Origin of the sequence: Sphingomonas eleionomae (assembly GCF_049889035.1) — a bacterium.
Classification (GTDB): domain Bacteria; phylum Pseudomonadota; class Alphaproteobacteria; order Sphingomonadales; family Sphingomonadaceae; genus Sphingomonas.
In genome coordinates this window covers 598,176-620,262 of the sequence record NZ_JBLTWP010000001.1, presented here as the reverse complement: position 1 = coordinate 620,262, position 22,087 = coordinate 598,176, and the positions used below count along the sequence as shown (strand labels likewise).

The following is a 22,087-nucleotide window of genomic DNA, read 5'->3' as shown; positions in this document are numbered from 1 at the left end:
TATCGGCCGGCTCGATCAGCAGCAATGCGTTGATCTTTGGTGAGATTCCGGCGTCCCGAGAAAGATGAATTCTTTTGAGGGCGCGCTTATACGTCGTGCCGACGTGCGTTTTGCGGTGTAGATGGATGGCCGTCATGGCGATCTACCATTTCTCTGCAAAGGTCATCTCGCGGGCGGTTGGTTCGTCGGCGGTCGCCGCGGCTGCCTATCGTTCTGCCGGGCGGCTGCGCGACGATCGGCTCGATCGCAGCCATGACTTCACCAACAAAACCGGCGTCATGCATTCCGAGGTGATGCTGCCCGAAGGGGCACCGGAGGCCTGGTCGGACCGCGAGCAGCTGTGGAACGCAGTCGAGGCCGCCGAGTTGCGCAAGGATGCTCAGCTTGCCCGGGAGGTCGAGTTCGCAATCCCCCGGGAAATGACCGTCGCCCAAGTGATCGAGCTTGCCCGCGACTTCGTGCAGCGGGAGTTTGTCAGTGAGGGCATGGTGGCCGACCTCAATGTCCATTGGGATGTCGGCGTCGATGGCCAGCCCAAGCCGCATGCGCATGTCATGCTGACCATGCGCGAGGTCGATGAGGACGGATTTGGCAAAAAGTGCCGCGAGTGGAACCGGACCGATGTTCTGGAGGGCTGGCGGGAACGCTGGGCGGGCCATGTCAACGAACGGCTCGCCGCACTCGATATCGATGCACGCATCGATCACCGGTCGCTGGAAGCGCAAGGCATCGAGCTCGAGCCGCAGAATAAGATCGGTCCTGCCGCCGCCCGCATGGCGGTCGAAGGCAGGGACTGCGAGCGGCTGGTCGAGCATCATGCAATTGCCCGGTCCAATGGCGACAAGATCCTCGCCGATCCGCGGATCGCGCTGGATGCGATCACCCATCAGCAATCGACGTTCACGACCCGTGAGCTTGCGATGTTCGTGCATCGGCATAGCGAGGGGAAGGACCAGTTCGACCAGGTGATGGCAGCGGTGCGCGCATCGCCGGAGATCGTGAAGCTAGGGACCGACGGACGGGGCGATGAGCGGTTCACCTCTCGCTCGATACTGGAGACCGAGCAGCGGCTTGAGCGGGCGACCGCATCGCTCGACCGGCAGCGGGCGCACCGCCTGGCACCGCGCCATCGGGATCGCGCCTTGGCAGCTGCCGAGCAGCGCGGTCTGGACCTGTCGGTCGAGCAGCGCGGGGCGCTCGAGCATGTGACCGGGGATTGCGGGTTGTCATCGGTGGTCGGCTATGCCGGGACCGGCAAGAGCGCGATGCTCGGTGTTGCGCGCGAAGCTTGGGAACGTGCTGGCTTTGAGGTGCGCGGGGCTGCCCTGTCGGGCATTGCCGCCGCGAACCTCGTGGGCGGGTCAGGCATCGCGTCGCGCACGATTGCCAGTCTCGAGCATCAATGGGGTCAGGGCCGCGAACTGCTGACCGATCGCTCGGTGCTGGTGGTCGACGAAGCTGGCATGATCGGCACGCGTCAGATGGAGCGCGTGGTGAGCGAAGTGCAGAAGCGCGGAGCGAAGCTCGTGCTGGTCGGTGATCCGGAGCAGCTACAGGCGATCGAAGCCGGGGCGGCGTTTCGCTCGGTCGCCGAACGGCATGGCGCGGTCGAGATCACCGGCGTTCGCCGCCAGGTCGAGGACTGGCAGCGCGATGCCACCCGGCAGCTGGCGACCGGTCGCACCGGTGAGGCGATCGATGCCTATGCCGAAGCTGGGCATGTCCATGCCGCGGAGACGCGCGAGCAGGCACGGGACCAGCTGATCGAGCGATGGGAGCGAGATCGACAGGCCGCACCTACTGCCAGCCGGATCATCCTGACGCACACCAATGACGAGGTGCGGTTGCTCAACGAGGCCGCGCGCGAACGGCTGCGCGACACTGGCGGGCTGGGCGTTGATGTGGAGGTTCAAGTCGAGCGCGGCAGCCGGTCGTTCGCCACCGGGGACCGGGTCATGTTCCTGAAAAACGAGCGCAGCCTCGAGGTGAAAAACGGCACGCTTGGCACGGTCGAGCAGGTGACCCCGGTGGCGGTGCAGGTGCGCACCGATGATGGCCGCTCGGTTCGGATCGACCTCAAGGACTATGCCCATCTTGATCATGGCTATGCTGCCACCATTCACAAGGCACAGGGCATAACCGTTGACCGGGTGCATGTGCTCGCAACACCGGGCATGGATCGGCACGGCGCCTATGTCGCGATGACCCGGCACCGCGAGGGGGTGAGCCTCCATTATGGCCAGGATGACTTTGCCGATCAGGGTCGACTGGTCCGCACCCTGTCGCGCGAGCGCAGCAAAGACATGGCCAGCGACTATGGGCGGGCGCCGGAGGCTGCACCGGTCGCAGAACCCAAGCGCGGGCTGTTCGACGGGTTGTGGCTCGGGTCTGCGCCTAAGGTGCAGCGGACGCAGCCGGAAGTTGTGCCGTCCGCTCAGCCGAGCGGACCGTTCGAGGGGCTTGGGCTCAATGCCGGGCCGCTCGTGCAGCGGACCGTGGTGCCGCCGCTCGAGCGCGCGGTGCAGCGCTATGCTGAGGCCGCCAAGGCGATGATCGGGATGCAACGCCAGGGGCTGGAGCCGCTGGTCGAGCAGCGCCGGGCGTTCACCCGCGCCTGGGATGCGCTCGAGCAGGTGCAGCCCGGCGGGGCCGAGGATCTGCGATCGGCGATAAACAGGACCCCTGGGCTGGTCGATGAGGCAGCGGGCGGGCAAACCCGGCGCACGATCCGGGCGATGCTGATCGAAGGCGAGTTGCGGGTCGAGCTTGGCGAGCGGGCCAACCGGTTCGTGGCTGACTGGCGGCATGCCCGGCAGGAAGTGATGCAGTTCGAGCGGCAGACCGACTATGCAGCGGCAACCGGAGTCAAGGACCGGATGTCTGCGCTCGCCAACAGCCTCCACCGCGACCCGCAGCTCGAGTCGCTGCTGCGCGGACGGACCAAAGAGCTCGGCATCGCCCTCGCCCCCGGACAATCCTTGTCTCAGGGGCTCCAGCAATGGATCGGCCACTCGCGGGGTCGTGGGCTCGGCTTGTAGGCAGGGCTCATGACCAGAACCGTCCCTGCCCCGCCCGCCCGCAATGATGCCGCCGAAGCGTTCGAGGCGCTTCGGCGCGAAGTGTCGTTGCTCCACAGTGCCATTGAGGGGCTCAGTGCTGCGCGCGAACGAACCCCGGATTACAGCACTACACTGGGCAACATCCAGAAAGAGCTGGCGGCAACCAGCGAGGCCCTCGGTCGCATCGAGGATAGTCCTGCGGTACAGCTTACCCCGGCAGACATGGGGCATCACATCACCCGTGCAGCCACCGACGTCCGCGCCGAGGACCGACGCATCATCGTCGAGGCGCATGGCGCGCTTAAGGAAGCGTTGGGCCGGGTCGATGGCATCGCGATCCGCGCGCGTTCGACCGAGGTTCAGCGGCAGCGCGAGGTACGGATCGGCGGCGGTGCGTTCCTGGCCGGCATCCTGCTCTGGTCGTTCCTGCCAGGAACCGTTGCCCGAGCGCTCCCCGAAAGCTGGCATGTGCCGGAATGGATGGCTGCTCGGATGATGGGCATGGATGAGGCGGAGGCCGGGGCGCGGCTGATCGAGGTTAGGAAGAAAGCCTCTGTCGAAGACGGGAAATAAGTGTGAGCAAAATTGTGATGATGCTTGGCAGCTTTGCGCCCCAATCTCGGTCGTTCATCGGGAGCGCGACATCGCGCAAAAGCGGACTGTCCTTGGCACAAGGCTCAGGTCACAAAGTTCAGACTACGGCGGCGCAACCTTAGGACTTGTTCAATGCCTTGTAGAAAATCCGCTGCCCTGGATTGTTCGGATCAGTTCGACGAAAGTTTTCGACGTAAGCGTCTATTTCATTGACGACGCCGAGCATTGCATAAGCGTTCAAGGGTTGGCCCGCGCCGGTTTCGTAGTGCGAAACCATATTGCTCATGAGCGAGGCGACGGCGGTCTGACCCACCGATGCAATCTGCGCCGCATCCATGACGCAGGTTCCCGCCTTATCGTAGAGCGACACGGCATTATTGATTGCGTCAAGATAGGTGGAGAGCGTTCGCTTGTCCGGCCTTGTCGCGTAGTCGGCAGGCACCGGAATTTGGAGTTTCGAGATTATGTAACCCAGTTTATACTCCATGTACTGCCGCACCAACGGACCGCCCAAATCGACGTTGCCGATGTTGAGCAAATCTGTGGCTTGTTTTTTGAGCCGATCGGCTCCTTGAGCACTAGATAGGATGTTCCCCTTAGGGGGAAGTCCTTGGAGCTTTTGATGGTGCCACTCAGGCGTATTACCGAGTTTATCGAAGTATTTTTCGAGAGCGCTGTCGTGACTTAAGATAATGAATTGAATGCCCTCGGCGGCGACGCCGTAGCGCAGCTTTGTCAAAAGCGCGTCCATCAAGAAAAACTGGTGTCCGCCATCGAAGCTCGACGTGATGTCGTCCAGCACCATAAACCTGGGAGGCCGGGAGTTTTTCGTGGCCGCGGACAGGAAGATCGAGGCTGCGACGGCGTTGCGGTAACTTTCGGACAAAACTGCGCGCGCACTGATATTTGACTCACCGTAAAAGTCGGACAGGCGTAAATCGATGTTCTGGCTGTTAGCGGCGCGTGAGAGCTGCGGCTTCAGATCGGGAGCGCCGCGCATCAGAAGCGGGAATAGCGCTTTGTATGACCCTTCGATTTCCTTCAGGCGGTTATTAGACAGCGCAGTCTCTGCGTTCGAGAACACCTCTGCTGCTTGATGAATGAAAGCTCGCCAGCGTTGCAGCTTCGCGAGCTTGCGCTTGTCGCTTTCGGCGGTCGCTAGGGCCTTGGCGTAGTTGGCAAACTCGTCCCTGAATTTCTTTGCGTTCTCCACGGCTCGCGATGACGCAACCACCGACGGCGGAAGAGTGTCTTCGAGCTTCTTTATCTCGGCCTCAAAGTCCGCGACCTTGTTGTCACGAGCTGCAATCAATTCCTCTAGTCGCTTATGCAGGCCGATCAGGTTCGCGGTTGAAACCGAGCCTTGTTTAGCAGCGCGCACAAGACCCGGGGCAATCTGGGCACTAGCTGGAATCCCCAGCGGCACGGCCGTTTCGAGTTTTGCAAGCAGGTCGATCGCAGGGCACTCATTGCATAACGTGCACAGCGCGGCGTCCAAATCTTTGGCCGTATCGTACAGCGCGATTTTTTCTTCCAACCTAGCCTTCAGCGGCTGAGATTGGGGCAGTTCGCAAACAGGACAGGTCTGGTCTGTCGGCCATGCCGCCGTCCCCATAACAGACGCCGCCTTCTTTAAGAGTTCACGGATTTCCGCGCTGCCAACCTTCTCGACCGCTTCATCGCGCTCTTTCGCCGCTGCGAGCAGCACGTTGATCTGCGAGGCGTGGTCGGCAGAGAAGGACAAGGCTCGAATTGCGTCTCGATCCTCCCGCATCTTCGCAAGCTTGCGGCGACTAACGCTGTCTTCTTCCGCTTCGATTGCCGCCACGGCGGCTTTGTGGTCAAAATCTGCAACTGTCTTACCGGCCATGACAGATTGGAGCGTGCCGATACCCGCGAGGATATTAGTAGCCGCGGCCTCTAGCTCGGCGCGATCAGTGAGCTGCGCGATCTCCTGCGTCGTCAAATCGCGGTAAGCTTCTATCACCTTGACCTTTGCGTCATTGGCCTTGCCGCGTTCCGCAGTAATCTTTGTTTCGAGGACGGTGATACCCAAGTCGGAATTGATGGTGCGAGTGTTGTCGGCACCCTCAAGTGCCTGGCGCAGTGTCGAATAGCTGTTCAGGCCAATCAATGCGGCGAAGGATCGGCCCCGGTTTAGGGCCGTGGCGTCGATGAAACCGGCGAAGGTGTGATAGTCCACCAACACGAAGTCTTCGTTGAGCGAACGCAGAAAGGCTTCAGGATTGGCATGGCCTGATGGCGAACTGACGGTGCGTGCCCCGGCAGCGGTTCGCTGCACCAAGATCACGGCATCGGGTCCACCATCGTCGGGTGCGAAGGTCAGTTCAATCGTAGCGATTTTGCCGGGATGAAATTTATTGACGATGTAGGTGTCGCCTTTTTCCGCCTCTTGGAGCTCTTGCAGTCGCGGAATTTCGCCACGGATGGCAAATTGCAGCGCCTCGAAGATTGAGGTTTTGCCGACGCCATTCTGAGCGTGAACCGAGTTCACGCAATCGGGCTTGAACTTCAACACCAGCGGGTCGCCGCTGTTATTTATGCCCCGAAACCCCTCGACGGAAATGGAGCGGATGAAATGACGGGTCATGCTTTGGTCGCCGGATCGGGGAGTGCTTCCAAGGCCGCTTTCACTTTGGCATTGAAAGCGCTGCGAGCGTCACGGTCGGCGCCCTTCAGCCTCAAGACGTCGATGTTATCGAAAAGGATTTTAGCGCAATCGGCATCCAGCTTCTCGCATTCCGCGCGAAATGCCGCGAGGTTGTCGTCTAACGACTTATTAGCATCAAACATCTTCGCTCCTCCCGTCTCGGGAGTATACCGTCACGGAAAATAACTGTGAATGCGAAACTCCGCGTGTTCACGATTTTGGAGCGGTATGATCATCATCAGCCTAGCCAAGACCCCTCTTAATGCTGCAACCTCGCGACGAGGGGAATCATAATATGAAGCTGTTCGCTGACAGCATCCGCTTGAGTTCGCATGACCTAACGGGTCACGTGAACTGTTCGCATTTGACGCAACTTGAACTGCAGGTGGCGAGAGGGGGTGCGAAGCGGCCCAAGCCGTGGGATTCCTCGCTGGAAGCTCTCTGGGAACGCGGTATACGGCACGAGCGCGAGTTCATTCAGGTGCTCGCGGACCAAGGTTTGCGCATAGCTCTGATCGACGGTGTCGACGTCGACGATGGCGCCGTCGAGAGAACGCTCGCCGCGATGAAGGACGGCGCGGACGTGATCGTACAGGCCGCGCTCCGTGACGGTGATTGGATCGGCCGCGCTGACGTGTTGCGACGCGTCGAGGTGTTGAGCGGCCTAGGGCATTGGTCGTACGAGATCTATGATACGAAGCTCTCGCGCGACACGAAGGCGAACACTATCCTGCAGCTATGCCTTTACTCGGAGCTGCTCGCGCAGATGCAGGGCTGGACGCCCGACCACATGCATGTGGTCGCGCCGTGGACCGACTTCGTGCCGCAATCCTATCGAGTGGCGGAATTCGCGGCCTACTATCGTCGGGTGAAGGACAGTCTGGCGACGACGATCGCCACGCTGCCCGCTCCATCCACATACCCGCATCCGACCGCGCATTGTGACATCTGCTCTTGGAGGGCGGAGTGCGATTCTCGGCGAAGAGCGGACGATCACCTGTCTCTGGTCGCAGGCATCTCTTCGCTCCAGATCGCCGAGCTGAACCAACACGAAATACGGACCGTCGCTGCCCTGGCCGAGATGCCCCTGCCAATGCCGTGGCAGCCGCAACGCGGCTCCCGGCAAGCCTTCGAACGAGTGCGAGAGCAAGCCCGCCTCCAGGTGGAAACTCGAGACGCGGGAGAGCTTCGGTTCGAAACTCTCCCGATCGAGGCCGGCTTCGGCCTGGCGCGCCTCCCGCAACCTTCGATCGCCGATATCTACCTCGACTTTGAAGGCGATAGCTTCGTCGGTGAACATGGGCAGGAATATCTACTTGGTTACTACCATGTCGGTGATGACGGTGAGCTTAATTACGTCGCGCTCTGGGGGCTGACGCGGGAGGACGAAAAGCGCGCGTTCGAAGCCTTCATCGACTTCGTGGTGGAGCGTTGGGCGGCGCATCCCGATCTCCATATCTACCATTACGGTGCTTACGAGGTTGGTGCGCTGAAGCGACTCATGGGCCGATATGCGACAAGGGAGGATGAGCTCGATCGCATCTTGCGCGGTCTTCTGATGGTGGACCTGCTGAATGTGGTTCGCCACGCCATCCGGGTGGGCGTCGAAAGCTATTCGATCAAGCGACTGGAGCCGCTCTACGGCTTCGAGCGCCGAACGGGCCTGCCGGATGCCAACCTGGCGCTCACCCGCCTTCATACGGCGCTCGAGCTCGACGACCTTGCCGATATCAGCGCCGACGAGCGGGACACGGTCGAGAGCTATAACCGCGACGATTGTCTCTCCACGCGTCATCTTCACCTCTGGCTAGAGCGGCTTCGCGCAGATGCGATCGCGCGTGGGGCGCAGATCGAACGGCCGGTTCCCGGCGACGGGTCCCCCAGCGAGAAAGTTGCGGCGTGGCTCGCTAAGATTACGCCTCTGGTCGAAGCGCTGACGGCAAATGTCCCCGCGGATGCAGCAGAGCGGACGGCTGAGCAGCAGGGACGTTGGCTGCTCGGGAACATGCTCGATTTCCATAGGCGTGAGGACAAGGCTAACTGGTGGGAGTTCTTTCGCCTTCGCGACCTCGACGCTGAGGAATTGGTCGAGGAGAAGGCGGGCCTTAGTGGTCTGACGCTCCAAGCTACCGTCGGCGGCACTGCAAAGTGTCCAATCCATCGGTACGCTTTTCCGCCGCAGGAGACGGACGTGCGGCCAGGCAAGAAGCTGAAGAAGGTCGGTGGCGATAGTCTGGGATCGGTGGAGGCGATCAGCATCGAAGGGCGAACCGTCGACATCAAGAAGACGCAGGCTTGCGCAGATGTGCATCCGCCAGCGGTATTCCTCCACGATCACGTCGGATCCGAGCCGATGATGGAATCCCTCGTAAGGCTCGCCGAGCATGTCGTCGCGAACGGCATCGAGGGTGAGGGAGCATACCAAGCCGCCCGCGATTTGCTGCTGCGAGTGCCGCCGCGCTGGACTGGGGGAAGTCCGCTCCGAATTGACGGTGAGGATGCACTCGACGCCGCCCTTCGGATCGCTGGCATCCTCGAGGAGGGCGTATTGCCTGTGCAGGGTCCTCCGGGAGCGGGAAAGACGTACACGGGCTCTCGCATGATTGCTGAGCTGGTTCGCCGGCAGAAGCGCGTAGGAATCGTCGCGAACAGCCATGCAGTCGTTCGCAATCTGATCGACGCCATCATCGAGCGCGCAGACGAACAGGCTCTCGACCTTACATGCGTCCAGAAGCCGAGCGAGAAGGAGCCCGATGGGCACCGGCTTCGAATCGCAGCCAGGAACGGTGACCTCATAGCAATGCTGGGCGCCGGATGCAGTGTCGCCGGTGGGACAGCGTGGCTGTGGTCCTCCCCGGAAGCGTTCGAAAGCGTCGATGTGCTGTTCGTTGACGAGGCGGCGCAGATGTCTCTCGCCAACGTATTGGCGGTGTCGCAAGCGGCCCGGGCGGTGGTTCTACTGGGAGATCCGCGCCAGCTCGACCAGCCGATGCAGGGCAGCCATCCGGAAGGAACCGACACGTCGGCCTTGGATCACATTCTTGCCGGCGCCCAGACTATAGGTGTCGACCAGGGTCTTTTCCTACAGGAGACGTGGCGCCTTCACCCTGCGATTTGCGCGTTCACTTCGGAGTTGTTCTACGAATCAAAGCTCCGATCGCGTGAGGGACTCAATCTCCAAGCAGTGGACGGCGGGCCGGCCACGGGGAGCGGGCTCCGCTACGTTCCAGTTAGCCACATTGGGAATCACAACTGCTCGCCCGAAGAGGCGGATGTGGTCGCGAAACTGGTACGGGGGATCGTTGACGCCGGTGCCACGTGGACTGACAAGGACGGGAACGTGCACCCGATTGGGATGAACGACATCCTGATCATCACGCCGTACAATGCACAGGTCTATGAGATTCAGCAGCGTCTCCCAGGCGCGCGGGTCGGCACGGTGGACAAGTTCCAAGGGCAGGAAGCACCGGTTGCGATCTACTCTCTCGCGACGTCGAGTCATGCCGACGCTCCGAGAGGCATGGAGTTTCTATACAGCTTAAACCGGCTGAACGTAGCGACCTCGCGAGCGAGGTGTCTTTCGTATCTGGTGTGCAGCCCGGCGGTCTTCGAGGCAGAGTGTCGGAACCCTCGCCAGATGCAGCTCGCGAACGCATTCTGCCGTTTCCTTGAGATGGCCGGCGGATAGTCTGCTACCCTGCAGATCGCTTCGCGCAACAATGTCCGTTTTCGCTGCGGGCGGGCCGAAAACGGCCAGTCCGCAATCGGCCTAGAACCCGCCTCCTGAGGCTCTACCCTTAAGCCACAACAGGACCGAACCCGCTATCGCGAAGTCTGTCGGCGGTTGGAATTTGGTGACGCTTTGCGCGCGATACGTTGGACCTCCTTCGACCAGGCAGTCAATGCTATTCGCTTCTCTTCAAAATAGTTGTGCCGCTGGTATACGCCGACGATGCCGGAACGCGAACCGGACACATGGTTCAATACTGCCTCGGTCACCTCAAGCCGGACACCAAGCCGCTGAAGGCCGGTTGCCATCGTTCGGCGCAGATCATGGAGCGTCCAATGTGGCACGGGTTCCCCGACCCATTCCTCCAGGGCTTCACGAATGCGGCGCATTGCCTTGCTGAAGCCGCTCGGCCCTACTTCCGGGTTCCCGCGGGCTGGGATGAGCTTATCGCTTCGCGCGTCATGCACGAGCGCACTAATCGTATCCAACACCTGAGGTGATAGCGGCACCAGATGCGCAACGCCGTTCTTGGCGCGGTCAGCTGGGATGGTCCACAGCCGCCGCTCGAAATCGAACTCAGCGCGGTCGGCCTCGAACACCTCATTGCGGCGTTGCCCCGTCAGCAGCAGCAGCTTGATCGCTGGGCCGAACGGGGCGGCCTGGTCATCGAGCACATGCCACAGCGCACCAATCTCACCGTCGGACAAGACGCGCTCGCGTGCCTTGGGCTTTGGCGGTCGCCCAGCATCGCGGCACGGATTGCCCGGCAGTCGGTCGAGACGCGGCAGTGCCCAGGTGTAAAAGGCTGAGAAGTAGGACAGCACGTTGCGCGCCATCACTGGCGTCTTTTCGGCGATCTTGTCGATGAACCGGGTGATCTCGCTGCGCGCAATCGCGTCGGCAGCGCGGTCGCCAAATTCGGGCAGGATATGGCGGTTAAAGACACGCTCGATCTCATCGATCTTTCGCAGGTGCGCTTTGGCCTTGCGGTAATTCGGCCAAAGCTCGCGCACGGTATAACCGTCCACGCGGCGCACGCGCGGCTTTGGCAAGGCTGCAACCGGGTCGGCCTTGTACTCCACGTCAGACAAAATCTGTCGCGACTTCTTGCGCGCCTCGGCAAGCGGCAGGCGTTCGGAGTAGCGACCAAGCGTGATGGTGCGATATTTGCCGGCGACACGTTTGCGCAACACGAAGCTCTTGGCGCCCGACACGCCAATCCGCACGCGCAAGCCTGGCACCAGCGTATCGCAATATTCCACCTGCCCCGCCTTGGGCGGTCGCAGCGCCCGAATTTTGGCTTCGGTGAGCAGCAGGCTGCTCTTCTTCGGTTCGCTGGCTGACGGCTTCGCGGGTCGCCCGACCATCAGATTTACTCTCAAATGTAGGTTCCCTGGGTGCTACCTTAGGTAGCACTTAACCAGAAATAACCTGAAACTGATTGGAACGACATGACACACAAGTTTCGGAAATCAATATGTCGTGGGACGTTGAGGAACCCATCTGGTTCAACTCTTAATCAGCGGGTCCTAGGTTCGAGCCCTAGTGCGTCCACCATTCTCCCCGGCGATTGGGCATACTGCAACGAAGGCAGAACCCTTGGCTTGCCGCAGCGCAGTCGGCATTACGGGGCCTCGACCGCTGTCCGTCTGCTTGTCGTAAAATGACTGTTCTGACGCGGCCTGCAGCAGTCAGCCGAACAGGCGGCTGAACGCCAGAAACAGGGTCGCACCGCCGATCGGCGCGACCAGCAGCAGGACAATGTTGAAGGCAACCGCCTGAAACAGGCGCTTTTCCTGTCGCCGGTCGATCCGGCGCAACGGCCGGCGGCGCGGAGGCGGCGGCGGATCGTAAGGCGGAGGCCAGTCGGGGTCGAAGCTGACGAACATCCCGACCCCTTACTGCTGCTTGCCGAGTTCGCGATTGAGCCACAACGCGGCCAGCGTGGCGACAGAGCCGGACAGCAGATACGTACCGGACGCGATCAGCCCGTAATTGGCCGACAGCCACAGCGCCGCCAGCGGCGCGAAACCAGCCCCGAACAACCAGGCAAGATCGGACGTCAGGGCAGACCCCGTGTAGCGGCGCTTTTGCGTAAAGCTGGCCGACAAGGCGCCCGACGACTGGCCGAATGCTAGGCCGAGCAGGATGAACCCCGCAAACATGAACACCGCCTCGCCAATGCCGCCGGCATCCAGCAGCTGCGGGGCAAAGCCGCTGAACGCCGCGATCGCAACGGCTGTTGCGGCCAGCACGTTGCGACGACCATATCGGTCGGCCAGCTTGCCCGACGCCAGGATCGCCAGCACCCCTACCGCAGCCGCAGCCGCTTCGATCAGCAGGAACCGGACGGGGGATTCGTTGGTGAACAGGAACACCCAGCTCAGCGGATAGACGGTTACCATGTGGAACATGGCAAAGCTGGCCAGCGGCGCAAACGCGCCTAGCACGATCACCCGCCATTCGGTGCGGATCGTCTGGATCACCGGCGCGGGCTGAAGCGTGCGCTTTTCGAACAATTCGCCATATTCGGGCGTCACCACGATCCGCAGCCGGGCGAACAGCGCCACCACGTTGATCGCAAAGGCGACGAAGAAGGGATAGCGCCAGCCCCAGGCGACGAAATCCTCCGCCGGCAGGGCGGCGATCAGGAACGCGAACAACAGGCTGGCAACGATCAGGCCAAGCGGCGCGCCAAGCTGCGGGATCATGGCATACCAGCCGCGCCGATCCTCGGGTGCGTTGATCGCGAGCAGCGATGCGAGCCCGTCCCAGGAACCGCCCAGCGCCACGCCCTGACCCATGCGGAACAGCGCCAGCAACAGCGCCGATCCAACGCCAATGCTCGCGTGACCCGGCAGAAACGCGATTGCCGCAGTCGATCCGCCCAGCAGGAACAAGGCGACGGTCAGCTTGGCGCCGCGACCATAGGCGGTATCCACCCAGGTAAAGAAAGCCGTGCCGACCGGCCGCGCCATGAATGCCAGCGCAAAGACGGCGAACGACCACAAGGTGCCGGACAGCGGGTCGAGATAGGGGAACACCAGTTTCGGAAACACCAGCACCGATGCGATGGCATAGACGAAGAAGTCGAAAAACTCCGATGTCCGGCCAATGATGACGCCAATGGCGATTTCGCCGGGCGCAATGCCATGGCCGCCCGTATTGACTTCGCGGGCGTCGCGCTCTGCTTCGGTGGTCTGGGCGGCAGTGGCGGTCATAAGCGGGTTTCCACGGGCTGACTGGCAATATTCCGGGGTGCTGCGAACCATAACGCATCACGACCGTTTTGGTGCTTTGCCGATTTATCGGCGTGCGCGGTATTGGACAAAATGTCCAATGTCGCTGTTCGCCGGACCAGCATAGATGGACCGTCATGACCCTGAATCCGTCATTGCAGCGCTCCACCCGCGCGATCCTTCCGCTCCTCGCCCTGCCACTGCTCGGCGGCTGCAATCTGATCGTCCTTGATCCGGCGGGCGATGTCGCCAGGCAGCAGGGCAATCTGGTGATGATTTCGACGGCGCTGATGCTGTTGATCATTGTGCCGGTCATGGCTGCGACGGCTGTCTTTGCGTGGCGGTATCGCGCGGGCAACAAGGCCGCGACGTACAAGCCCGATTGGGACCATTCGACGCAGCTGGAGTTGCTGATCTGGGCTGCGCCGCTGATGATTATCATCTGCCTTGGCGCGCTGACCTGGGTCGGCACCCATCTGCTCGACCCCTATCGCCCGCTTGCCCGCACTGCGCCGGGCAAGATCGTTGCCGCGACGACCGCGCCGATGGAGGTGCAGGTGGTGGCACTCAACTGGAAATGGCTGTTCATCTATCCCGAACTGGGCGTTGCCAGCGTGAACGAACTGGCGCTGCCGGTCGATCGGCCGGTGCAGTTCCGCATTTCTTCCTCGTCCGTGATGAACAGCTTCTACGTGCCTGCGATGGCGGGTCAGATCTATGCGATGCCCGGCATGGAAACGAAGCTGCACGGCGTCCTGAACGAACGCGGCAACTTTACCGGATTTTCCGCCAACTATTCCGGTGCAGGCTTTTCGAACATGCGCTTTGCCGTGAAGAGCCTGGACCAGGCCGGGTTCGACGCCTGGGCCGCCGGCGCGCGCGGCAGCAGCCTGTCGCTCGACCGTGCGGCATATCTGAAGCTTGAACAGCCGAGCGTGAAAGCCCCGGTGATGCGGTTCGCCTCGGTCGAGCGCGGTTTGTTCGACCGGATCGTTAACCTGTGCGTCGAGCCAGGCAAGATGTGCATGCACGACATGATGGCGATCGATGCCAAGGGCGGCATGGGCCGCGCCGGCCTCTATAATGTCCGCCAGCTCGAATATGACAAGGCGCGTGCGCGGGGAACGAGTGACCAGCGCACCGCCGCTACGGAGACCAAATCCTATGTCGCCGAGCTTTGCACGAACCCCGACATGCTGGGCAAGGGCGTTGCCGCCGCAATGGTCCGCCGGGTCGACCTGACCCCGCTGATTGGTGCCGGGCTGCCGCGCCCGGGCGCTGGGGCCGCCGATGGTCCTGCCACCGCCCAGATCAATCCTGTTCCGCTTTCCTGAACAACGGTGCTGAGATGACCATTTCGACCTCCGCCGCAGAACCGACCTTCCTCCTTGGCAAGCTGTCATGGAATGCGCTGCCGCACGACCCGATCGTGTTGACCACCATGGTGGTCGTCATCATCGGCGGCGTCGGCCTGCTCGGTCTGATTACCCGCTATCGCCTGTGGGGCTATCTCTGGAAGGAGTGGTTCACCACCGTCGATCACAAGAAGATCGGGATCATGTACATGATCCTCGGCCTGGTCATGTTCCTGCGCGGCTTTGCCGACGCGATCATGATGCGGCTGCAACAGGCGATGGCCTTTAACGGATCGGAAGGCTATCTGGACGCGCACCATTACGACCAGATCTTCACGGCGCACGGCGTCATCATGATCTTCTTCGTAGCGATGCCGTTCATCACCGGTCTGATGAACTATGTCGTGCCGCTGCAGATCGGCGCGCGGGACGTGAGCTTTCCGTTCCTGAACAATTTCAGCTTCTGGATGACGGCTGCGGGCGCTGGCCTGACCATGGCGTCGCTGTTCGTGGGTGAGTTCGCCGCGACCGGCTGGCTCGCCTATCCCCCGCTGTCGGGCATTTCGTACAGCCCCAGCGTCGGCGTCGACTATTATATCTGGGCGCTGCAGATCGCGGGCGTCGGCACGACATTGTCCGGGATCAACCTGATCGTCACGATCCTGAAGATGCGGGCGCCCGGCATGGGCCTGATGAAGATGCCCGTGTTCACCTGGACCTCGCTGTGCGCCAACATCCTGATCGTCGCCAGCTTCCCGGTGCTGACTGCGGTGCTCGCCCTGCTGGGTCTGGATCGCTATGCCGGCACCAACTTCTTCACGAACGACTTTGGCGGGTCGTCGATGATGTATGTCAACCTCATCTGGATCTGGGGCCATCCGGAGGTGTACATCCTGATCCTGCCGCTGTTCGGCGTGTTCAGCGAAGTCGTCTCGACCTTTTCGGGCAAGAAGCTCTTTGGCTACACCTCGATGGTCTATGCGACGGTCGTCATCACGATCCTGTCCTATGTCGTCTGGCTCCACCACTTCTTCACCATGGGATCGGGCGCCAGCGTCAACAGCTTCTTCGGCATCACCACCATGGTGATCTCGATCCCGACGGGTGCCAAGCTCTTCAACTGGCTGTTCACCATGTACCGCGGCCGCATCCGGTTCGAACTGCCGATGATGTGGACCGTCGCCTTCATGCTGACGTTCACCGTCGGCGGGATGACCGGCGTGTTGCTCGCGGTGCCGCCTGCCGACTTCGTGCTGCACAACTCGCTGTTCCTGATCGCGCACTTCCACAATGTGATCATCGGCGGCGTGCTGTTCGGCATCTTTGCGGCGATCAATTACTGGTGGCCCAAGGCGTTCGGCTTCAAACTGAACCAGTTCTGGGGCAAGGTCAGCTTCTGGTGCTGGGTCCCGGGTTTCTGGGTTGCCTTTGCCCCGCTCTACGTCCTTGGCCTGATGGGCGTCACCCGCCGGATGCGCGTGTTCGACGATCCGTCCTACCAGATCTGGTTCGTCATTGCCGGCATTGGCGCGGCGATGATCGCGGCCGGCATCGGTGCCATGCTGATCCAGTTCGCGGTCAGCATCTGGAAGCGTGAGGAACTGCGCGAGGAAACTGGCGATCCGTGGAACGGGCGGACGCTGGAATGGGCAACCAGCTCGCCCCCGCCGGCCTATAACTTCGCGTTCACGCCCCGCATCCACAGGCTGGACGCGTGGTACGACATGAAGGCCGCTGGCGTCGAACGGCCGGTCGACGGGTACAAGGATATCCATATGCCCGCCAATACCGGTGCAGGCGTCGTCATCGCCGGGATCAGCGCGGTGTGCGGCTTTGCCCTGGTCTGGCACATCTGGTGGCTTGCCGCCGTCAGTTTTGTGGGGATCATCGGGGCGGCCATCGTCCGCACCTTCAACTATCGGCGGGATTATCACATCCCCGCCAGCGAAGTAGCGGCGACCGAGGGCGATCGTACCCGTCAGCTTGCCGCTTTGGAGGCTTGAGGGCGATGAGCACCACCACGATCCCGGCGGGCGGCGAGCGGACCGAGTATTTCGAGCTGGACGAACATCCGCATCCCGAAGGGCACAGCACGATGCTGGGCTTCTGGATCTATCTGATGAGCGACTGCCTCATCTTTGCGATCCTGTTCGCCTGCTACGCAGTCCTCGGCGGCAATTTCGCCGCCGGGCCAGCCCCCCGCGATCTGTTCGATCTGCCGCTGGTCGCGCTCAACACCGCGATGCTGCTGTTTTCGTCGATCACCTATGGCTTTGCCATGATCCAGATGCAGGCTGGCCGCGTGCGCGGGACACAGACCTGGCTGGCGATTACCGGCCTGTTCGGTGCCGCATTTCTGGCGATCGAGCTGTACGAGTTCGCACACCTGATCCATATCGGCGCGACGCCTCAGCGCAGCGCGTTCCTTTCCGCCTTTTTCACGTTGGTCGGAACGCATGGCCTACACGTGACCTTTGGCCTGATCTGGCTGGTGACCCTGATCGTCCAGCTGGGCGTTCACGGCCTTAATCCTGCCAATCAGCGCCGCGTAGCGTGCCTCAGCCTGTTCTGGCACTTTCTGGACGTGATCTGGATCGGCGTCTTCACCTTTGTCTATCTGATGGGAATGCTGCGATGAGCGCTGAACCTGTTGCCGTCCATGGCGATGATGCGAACGAGCATCATGGCATCGAAATCCCGCACGCAACGATGCGCGATTATGTGACCGGATTTGTCCTGTCCGTCATCCTGACCGCTGTCCCCTTTGGTCTGGTGATGACCGGCGCGCTGTCACCGGCGGTTACTGCCGTTACGATCATGCTGTTTGCGGTGGCGCAGATCATCGTTCACATGATCTATTTCCTGCACATGACGCCCAAGGCAGAGGGCGGGTGGAGCCTGACCTCGCTCGTGTTCACCATCATCGTGGTGTTCATCATGCTGGCCGGGTCGCTGTGGGTGATGAGCCATCTGAACAGCAACATGATGCCGATGCCGCAGGGGATGGAAATGACGCCCGACACGACGGATCCCGCGCCGTGACTGCCCGGCCCGCCACTGCCCGTTTCGGGCTGGCAGGCCTTTTGATCCTGCTCGCCATTGCCGGGGTTGCGCTGGGCGTATGGCAGATTCAGCGGATGCAGTGGAAAGCGGCCCTAATCGCATCGGTCAATGCGCGCATCGCCGCCACACCGGTCGCCGCGCCGGGGCCGGACACTTGGCGCAATCTAAGCCAATCAGCCGACGCCTATCGCCGGGTGACCGCCACCGGTCGTTATCGCCACGAGCGGGAAACGCTGGTCCAGGCCGTGACCGATCGCGGTGCCGGCTATTGGGTGCTGACCCCGCTGGAAACCGGGCGCTTTACCCTGATCGTCAATCGCGGCTTTGTGCCGTCCGACCGGCGCGACCCGACGACCCGGCAGAGGGGCAATCCTGATGAACGGGTCACGATTACCGGCCTGCTGCGTCTGACCGAGCCGGGCGGCGGCTTCCTGCGCAGCAATGATCCCGCTGCCAACCGATGGTTCTCCCGCGACGTCGCCGCAATCGCCCGTGCGCGCGGACTTGCCAATGTCGCCCCTTATTTCATCGATGCCGACGCCCGTCCCAATATCGGGGGCTATCCGGTCGGCGGGCTGACGGTCGTTCGATTTTCCGACAATCACCTTGTTTACGCCCTGACTTGGTTCGCCCTTGCGCTAGGATGCACCTGGGGTGCCTGGCTGGTCCTGCGAAGGGTTGCCGGTCCGGCCTCCGCTGATTAATGATCAGACAAATGAGCGGGCATGACTCCGCTATCGGGGGTAATGGTGTCGCGGATCCAACTGGAAATCTGTGTCGATGGGCTGGATGGCGCGCAGGCCGCGATTGACGGCGGTGCCGACCGGATCGAGTTGTGCAGTGCGCTCACGCTTGGCGGCCTGACGCCCAGCATCGGCCTGGCTTCGCTGGTCGTTCCGCTGGCGCAGGCGGAGGGGGTCCGCGTTCAAGCCATGGTTCGCCCGCGCGGCGGCGATTTCGCCTATTCCCCCGCCGAACGCCGGACCTTGATGGTAGAGGCCGCCGGGCTGGTTGCCGCCGGGGTCGATGGCTTGGTTTTCGGGGCAATGGACGGTGCTAAGCTAGACGATGGTCTGCTGGCCGATTTCGTTGCCACGGCGCGCGCGGTCCGGCCCGATCTGACGCTGACCCTGCATCGCGCGGTCGACCTGCTGCCCGATCCGGTCGAGGCGGTCGATGTGGCTGTTCGGCTGGGCTTCGATCATATCCTGACGTCGGGTGGGTCGGAACGGGCGATCGACGCCCTTCCCGTGCTGCGCGGCATGGTGATGCGGGCGGGCGACCGCATCGGCATCCTGCCCGGTTCCGGCATCCGGGGGGACAATGCGCGCAGGATCCTTACCGAAACCGGCGCAACGCAGCTTCATGCCTCTGCCAGCATGGAAGGCGATGCACCGGAGCCGCGCGTCCTCGCCCTTGGTTTTGCCAGTGGGCCGCCCCGGATCACCAGCGTGGATGCGGTCCGCAACCTTCGAAAGGCGATCGACGGATGACGATGCTCAGCCGCCGCACCTTGCTGCTCTCAACCGGCGCGCTTGGCCTGCCGCTTCCCGCCCTGGCCCGCAATTCTGGGGCATCAGGATCGAAGTTTGCGGATGAACCGCTGCTCCACGGACTGGCCCCGGTCGATGCCCTGCCCCAGCCCCTGCCGGTGACGGATCCGGGTCGCCGTCTGCTCAATCGCGGCTGGCTGTTTCATGAAGGGGACATCGACACTCAGCCGCCCGTCAGTCACAACGACACCTATGGCAATGCCAAGGCTGGCAATGCGCGCGGCCCCGCGGCCATCAACTTCGATGACAGCGACTGGCAGCCGGTCACGCTGCCCCATGACTGGGCATCGCATCAGCTGTTCGTTCAGACCGCTAATGTGTCGCAGGGATATCGCCCGCGCGGCATCGGCTGGTACCGCCGGACGCTGCGCCTTGATCCGGCACAGCGCGGGAAGAAGCTGGAGCTGCAGTTCGGTGCCGTCGCGACCGAGGCGACGGTGTGGATCAACGGCAGCCGGGCGGCCCGCAATTTTTCCGGCTATAATGGCTTTACGGTCGACCTTACCCCCTATGCGCGGTTCGGCGACGACCTGAACCAGGTCGTAGTCAAGGCGGATGCCGTGCCCATGGAGGGGTGGTGGTACGAAGGGGCCGGCATCTATCGCGATGTCTGGCTGGCCGTCCGGCCGCGCGTTTCAATCGCTACCAACGGCGTCCATTGCGACCCCCGCCTGATCGACGGGCAATGGCGGGTGCCGGTTGCCGTGACGCTGGAAAGCGTGGCGGATGCGCCGGGCGGTCAGACGGTGACGGTGGAATTGCGCGATCCGGATGGCGGCCTGATCGTCAGCGACAGCGTCTCGGCTCAGGTCCCGGCGCTTGGCACGGCCGAAGCGCGGCTGACCCTGAACCCCGGCACCATCCGGCCCTGGTCGATCGAACAGCCAACGCTGTACACGGTCACCATTATCGCCGGAGAGGATCGGCGCGTGATCCCGATCGGGTTCCGCACCATCCGTTTCGATGCCGACCGGGGCTTTCTGCTGAACGACCGGCCGGTCAAGCTGAAGGGCGTGTGCCTGCATCAGGATCATGCCGGCACCGGGGTAGCCGTGCCCGACACGCTGCTGGAATGGCGGCTTCGGCGGATGAAGGACATGGGCGTCAACGCCATCCGCTGTTCGCACAATGCGCAGGCAGAGGCGTTCTACCATCTGTGCGACCGCATGGGCTTTGTCGTGATGGACGAAAACCGGGTGTTCAACCCCGCGCCCGAAAATCTCGCTCAGCTGACCTGGCTGGTCCGCGCGCACCGCAATCACCCCAGCATCATCCTGTGGTCGGTGTTCAACGAGGAACCGATGCAGGGCACTGCCTCTGGCGTTGCCATGGTGCGCCGGATGCAGGCAGCGGTGCGCGCACTGGACGACAGCCGGCCCGTCACGGCGGCGATGAACGGATCCTTTTATGATCCGGTGAACGTGTCCCAGGTCGTCGATGTCATGGGCTTCAACTATTATCAGGGCGATTATGACGGCTTTCACGCCGCCAATCCGCGCCTGCCGGTCACGAGTTCAGAAGATACCAGCGCCTTCATGACGCGCGGCGCCTATGCCACCGATCGCGCGGCACACGTCATGTCATCGATGGATGACGAGGCCGCGGACTGGGGCGCCACGCATCGCAAGGCGTGGGCGGCCATTGCGGCCCGCCCCTTCGTGGCGGGCGGCTTTGTGTGGACCGGGTTCGATTATCACGGCGAACCGACGCCATTCGAATGGCCGACGATATCCAGCTTTTTCGGCATTCTCGACCTGTGCGGTTTTGCCAAGACCGCCTATGACATTCACCGCGCGCACTGGATCGACGATCAGCCGGTCGTCGCCGTCGCCCCGCACTGGACCTGGCCCGGGCGAGAGGGAAAGCCCGTCGACCTGCTGGTCACCAGCAATGCGGATCGCGTCCGCGTCATCGTGAACCGCCGGATCGTGGGAGAGGCTGCGTGCGACCGGATCATGGGGAACAGTTTTACGGTGCCCTATGCCCCCGGCACGCTGGAGGTTCAGGGGCTACGCGGCGGCCGCGTGGTGGCGCGGTCCGTCCACCGCACCGCCGGACCGGCGGTTGCCCTGCGCCTGACCCCTGCACGGACGCGGGTGCGCGGGGATGGTGAGGACGCAATGCCCGTCACCATTGATGCCGTGGATGTCGATGGCAACCATGTGCTCACCGAAAACCGGATGGTCGACCTGTCGCTGAATGGCGCGTCGATCATCGGCCTTGGCAATGGCGACCCCAATTCGCATGAGCCGGAAAAGGGCAATCGACGGTCCCTGTTCAACGGCCTGGCTCAGGCAATACTGCTGGCAGACGAGGGCGCAGGCCGCATCGTCCTGAAGGCAAGCGCAGACGGGCTGCGTCCGGCAACCCTTACCCTGCCCCGCATCGCCAGCGAACCGCGCCCATTCGTCCCCGTGCAGCCGTCCGTGATCAGCATCCGCAACTGGCGACGGTCGCCGGCAACAGACGCGATGCCGGACCCCGCATCGCGCCCGGCGGATGGTGACAACAATCTGTGGGCGTTCGTGAACAGCGGCACACCCTCCCCGCCCGACCCCACCCCGCAATGGCGCGTCTACCGGGCAGAGCTGCCGTTTCGCCGCCGGATCAGGGAGCGGGGCGGGGTCGTCCGCATCGCCGCTGTTGAGGGCAACGCACGCTTTTATGCCGATGGCGTGCTGGTGGCTGAACGAACTGGCCGGGCGGACGGGCCGGCCGAATTGACCATTCCGCCGGGCGCCCGGTTCCTGTCGGTGCTGGTCCAGTCAGTCCCCGGTACCCCGTCCGGCATTACCGGACGGGTATCCCTTTCCGCAGAATGAT

General features: G+C 62.6%; 15 protein-coding genes. 10 read left to right on the top strand and 5 right to left on the bottom strand.

Annotated elements, in window-relative coordinates; all coding sequences use genetic code 11:
• The first annotated feature begins 134 nt into the window (after positions 1-134).
• Both traA and ACNI3Q_RS02790 read left to right on the top strand, forming a co-directional pair.
• Positions 135-3,038, top strand: coding sequence for a Ti-type conjugative transfer relaxase TraA (traA, locus tag ACNI3Q_RS02795; protein ID WP_426273903.1), 2,904 nt, complete (start codon positions 135-137; stop codon positions 3,036-3,038).
• Positions 3,039-3,047: 9 nt separating this feature from the next.
• A complete protein-coding gene (locus tag ACNI3Q_RS02790; RefSeq protein ID WP_426273902.1) occupies positions 3,048-3,632 on the top strand; it encodes a hypothetical protein in 585 nt (194 codons plus the stop codon).
• A 139-nt stretch (positions 3,633-3,771) separates the two neighbouring features.
• Here ACNI3Q_RS02790 and ACNI3Q_RS02785 read toward each other — a convergent pair whose 3' ends face one another.
• Positions 3,772-6,264, bottom strand: coding sequence for an ATP-binding protein (locus tag ACNI3Q_RS02785; protein ID WP_426273901.1), 2,493 nt, complete (start codon positions 6,262-6,264; stop codon positions 3,772-3,774).
• Entirely contained in the window at positions 6,261-6,467 is a 207-nt protein-coding gene (locus ACNI3Q_RS02780) for a hypothetical protein (protein ID WP_426273900.1), read from the bottom strand. The genes ACNI3Q_RS02785 and ACNI3Q_RS02780 overlap by 4 nt, the downstream gene beginning before the upstream one ends.
• 152 nt (positions 6,468-6,619) lie before the next feature.
• On the opposite strand from ACNI3Q_RS02780, the gene ACNI3Q_RS02775 reads away from it, so the two are divergent.
• Complete coding sequence (locus ACNI3Q_RS02775) at positions 6,620-10,012, top strand: TM0106 family RecB-like putative nuclease (RefSeq protein WP_426273899.1); 3,393 nt, start codon at positions 6,620-6,622, stop codon at positions 10,010-10,012.
• Positions 10,013-10,146: 134 nt separating this feature from the next.
• Here ACNI3Q_RS02775 and ACNI3Q_RS02770 read toward each other — a convergent pair whose 3' ends face one another.
• The 3 genes from ACNI3Q_RS02770 to ACNI3Q_RS02760 all read right to left on the bottom strand — a co-directional run bounded on the left by ACNI3Q_RS02770 (position 10,147) and on the right by ACNI3Q_RS02760 (position 13,275).
• The gene (locus ACNI3Q_RS02770) at positions 10,147-11,421 is read right to left on the bottom strand and encodes a tyrosine-type recombinase/integrase (protein WP_426273898.1); all 1,275 of its coding nucleotides are present in this window, start codon (positions 11,419-11,421) and stop codon (positions 10,147-10,149) included.
• 324 nt (positions 11,422-11,745) lie between these two features.
• A complete protein-coding gene (locus ACNI3Q_RS02765; RefSeq protein ID WP_426273897.1) occupies positions 11,746-11,943 on the bottom strand; it encodes a hypothetical protein in 198 nt (65 codons plus the stop codon).
• A 9-nt stretch (positions 11,944-11,952) separates the two neighbouring features.
• On the bottom strand, positions 11,953-13,275 hold the full coding sequence (locus ACNI3Q_RS02760; protein WP_260019436.1) for an MFS transporter: 1,323 nt from the start codon (positions 13,273-13,275) through the stop codon (positions 11,953-11,955).
• Positions 13,276-13,430: 155 nt separating this feature from the next.
• Between ACNI3Q_RS02760 and cyoA the strand changes: the two genes are divergently transcribed.
• The 7 genes from cyoA to galA are packed head-to-tail and all read left to right on the top strand — an operon-like array spanning position 13,431 to position 22,086.
• The gene (cyoA, locus tag ACNI3Q_RS02755; RefSeq protein WP_426273896.1) at positions 13,431-14,627 is read left to right on the top strand and encodes a ubiquinol oxidase subunit II; all 1,197 of its coding nucleotides are present in this window, start codon (positions 13,431-13,433) and stop codon (positions 14,625-14,627) included.
• Between the two features lie 14 nt (positions 14,628-14,641).
• Positions 14,642-16,651, top strand: a complete 2,010-nt coding sequence (cyoB, locus tag ACNI3Q_RS02750; protein ID WP_426273895.1) for a cytochrome o ubiquinol oxidase subunit I — start codon at positions 14,642-14,644, stop codon at positions 16,649-16,651.
• 5 nt (positions 16,652-16,656) lie between these two features.
• A complete protein-coding gene (gene cyoC / locus ACNI3Q_RS02745) occupies positions 16,657-17,286 on the top strand; it encodes a cytochrome o ubiquinol oxidase subunit III (RefSeq protein WP_260019433.1) in 630 nt (209 codons plus the stop codon).
• On the top strand, positions 17,283-17,690 hold the full coding sequence (cyoD, locus tag ACNI3Q_RS02740; RefSeq protein ID WP_426273894.1) for a cytochrome o ubiquinol oxidase subunit IV: 408 nt from the start codon (positions 17,283-17,285) through the stop codon (positions 17,688-17,690). The genes cyoC and cyoD overlap by 4 nt, the downstream gene beginning before the upstream one ends.
• Positions 17,687-18,415: an SURF1 family protein gene (locus tag ACNI3Q_RS02735; RefSeq protein ID WP_426273893.1), complete on the top strand. Its 729-nt coding sequence runs from the start codon at positions 17,687-17,689 to the stop codon at positions 18,413-18,415. The genes cyoD and ACNI3Q_RS02735 overlap by 4 nt, the downstream gene beginning before the upstream one ends.
• A 21-nt stretch (positions 18,416-18,436) precedes the next feature.
• Positions 18,437-19,204 (top strand): copper homeostasis protein CutC, encoded by a 768-nt coding sequence (locus ACNI3Q_RS02730; RefSeq protein ID WP_426273892.1) that lies wholly within the window; start codon positions 18,437-18,439, stop codon positions 19,202-19,204.
• Complete coding sequence (gene galA, locus ACNI3Q_RS02725) at positions 19,201-22,086, top strand: beta-galactosidase GalA (protein ID WP_426273891.1); 2,886 nt, start codon at positions 19,201-19,203, stop codon at positions 22,084-22,086. Before ACNI3Q_RS02730 ends, galA begins: the two co-directional genes overlap by 4 nt.
• The last annotated feature ends 1 nt before the right edge of the window (position 22,087 follow it).

Bases quoted from the DNA above. Each gene is read 5' to 3' on its own strand.
- traA (WP_426273903.1), top strand. From the start codon at position 135: ATGGCGATCTACCATTTCTCTGCAAAGGTCATCTCGCGGGCGGTTGGT.
- ACNI3Q_RS02790 (WP_426273902.1), top strand. From the start codon at position 3,048: ATGACCAGAACCGTCCCTGCCCCGCCCGCCCGCAATGATGCCGCCGAA.
- ACNI3Q_RS02785 (WP_426273901.1), bottom strand. From the start codon at position 6,264: ATGACCCGTCATTTCATCCGCTCCATTTCCGTCGAGGGGTTTCGGGGC.
- ACNI3Q_RS02780 (WP_426273900.1), bottom strand. From the start codon at position 6,467: ATGTTTGATGCTAATAAGTCGTTAGACGACAACCTCGCGGCATTTCGC.
- ACNI3Q_RS02775 (WP_426273899.1), top strand. From the start codon at position 6,620: ATGAAGCTGTTCGCTGACAGCATCCGCTTGAGTTCGCATGACCTAACG.
- ACNI3Q_RS02770 (WP_426273898.1), bottom strand. From the start codon at position 11,421: ATGGTCGGGCGACCCGCGAAGCCGTCAGCCAGCGAACCGAAGAAGAGC.
- ACNI3Q_RS02765 (WP_426273897.1), bottom strand. From the start codon at position 11,943: ATGTTCGTCAGCTTCGACCCCGACTGGCCTCCGCCTTACGATCCGCCG.
- ACNI3Q_RS02760 (WP_260019436.1), bottom strand. From the start codon at position 13,275: ATGACCGCCACTGCCGCCCAGACCACCGAAGCAGAGCGCGACGCCCGC.
- cyoA (WP_426273896.1), top strand. From the start codon at position 13,431: ATGACCCTGAATCCGTCATTGCAGCGCTCCACCCGCGCGATCCTTCCG.
- cyoB (WP_426273895.1), top strand. From the start codon at position 14,642: ATGACCATTTCGACCTCCGCCGCAGAACCGACCTTCCTCCTTGGCAAG.
- cyoC (WP_260019433.1), top strand. From the start codon at position 16,657: ATGAGCACCACCACGATCCCGGCGGGCGGCGAGCGGACCGAGTATTTC.
- cyoD (WP_426273894.1), top strand. From the start codon at position 17,283: ATGAGCGCTGAACCTGTTGCCGTCCATGGCGATGATGCGAACGAGCAT.
- ACNI3Q_RS02730 (WP_426273892.1), top strand. From the start codon at position 18,437: ATGACTCCGCTATCGGGGGTAATGGTGTCGCGGATCCAACTGGAAATC.
- galA (WP_426273891.1), top strand. From the start codon at position 19,201: ATGACGATGCTCAGCCGCCGCACCTTGCTGCTCTCAACCGGCGCGCTT.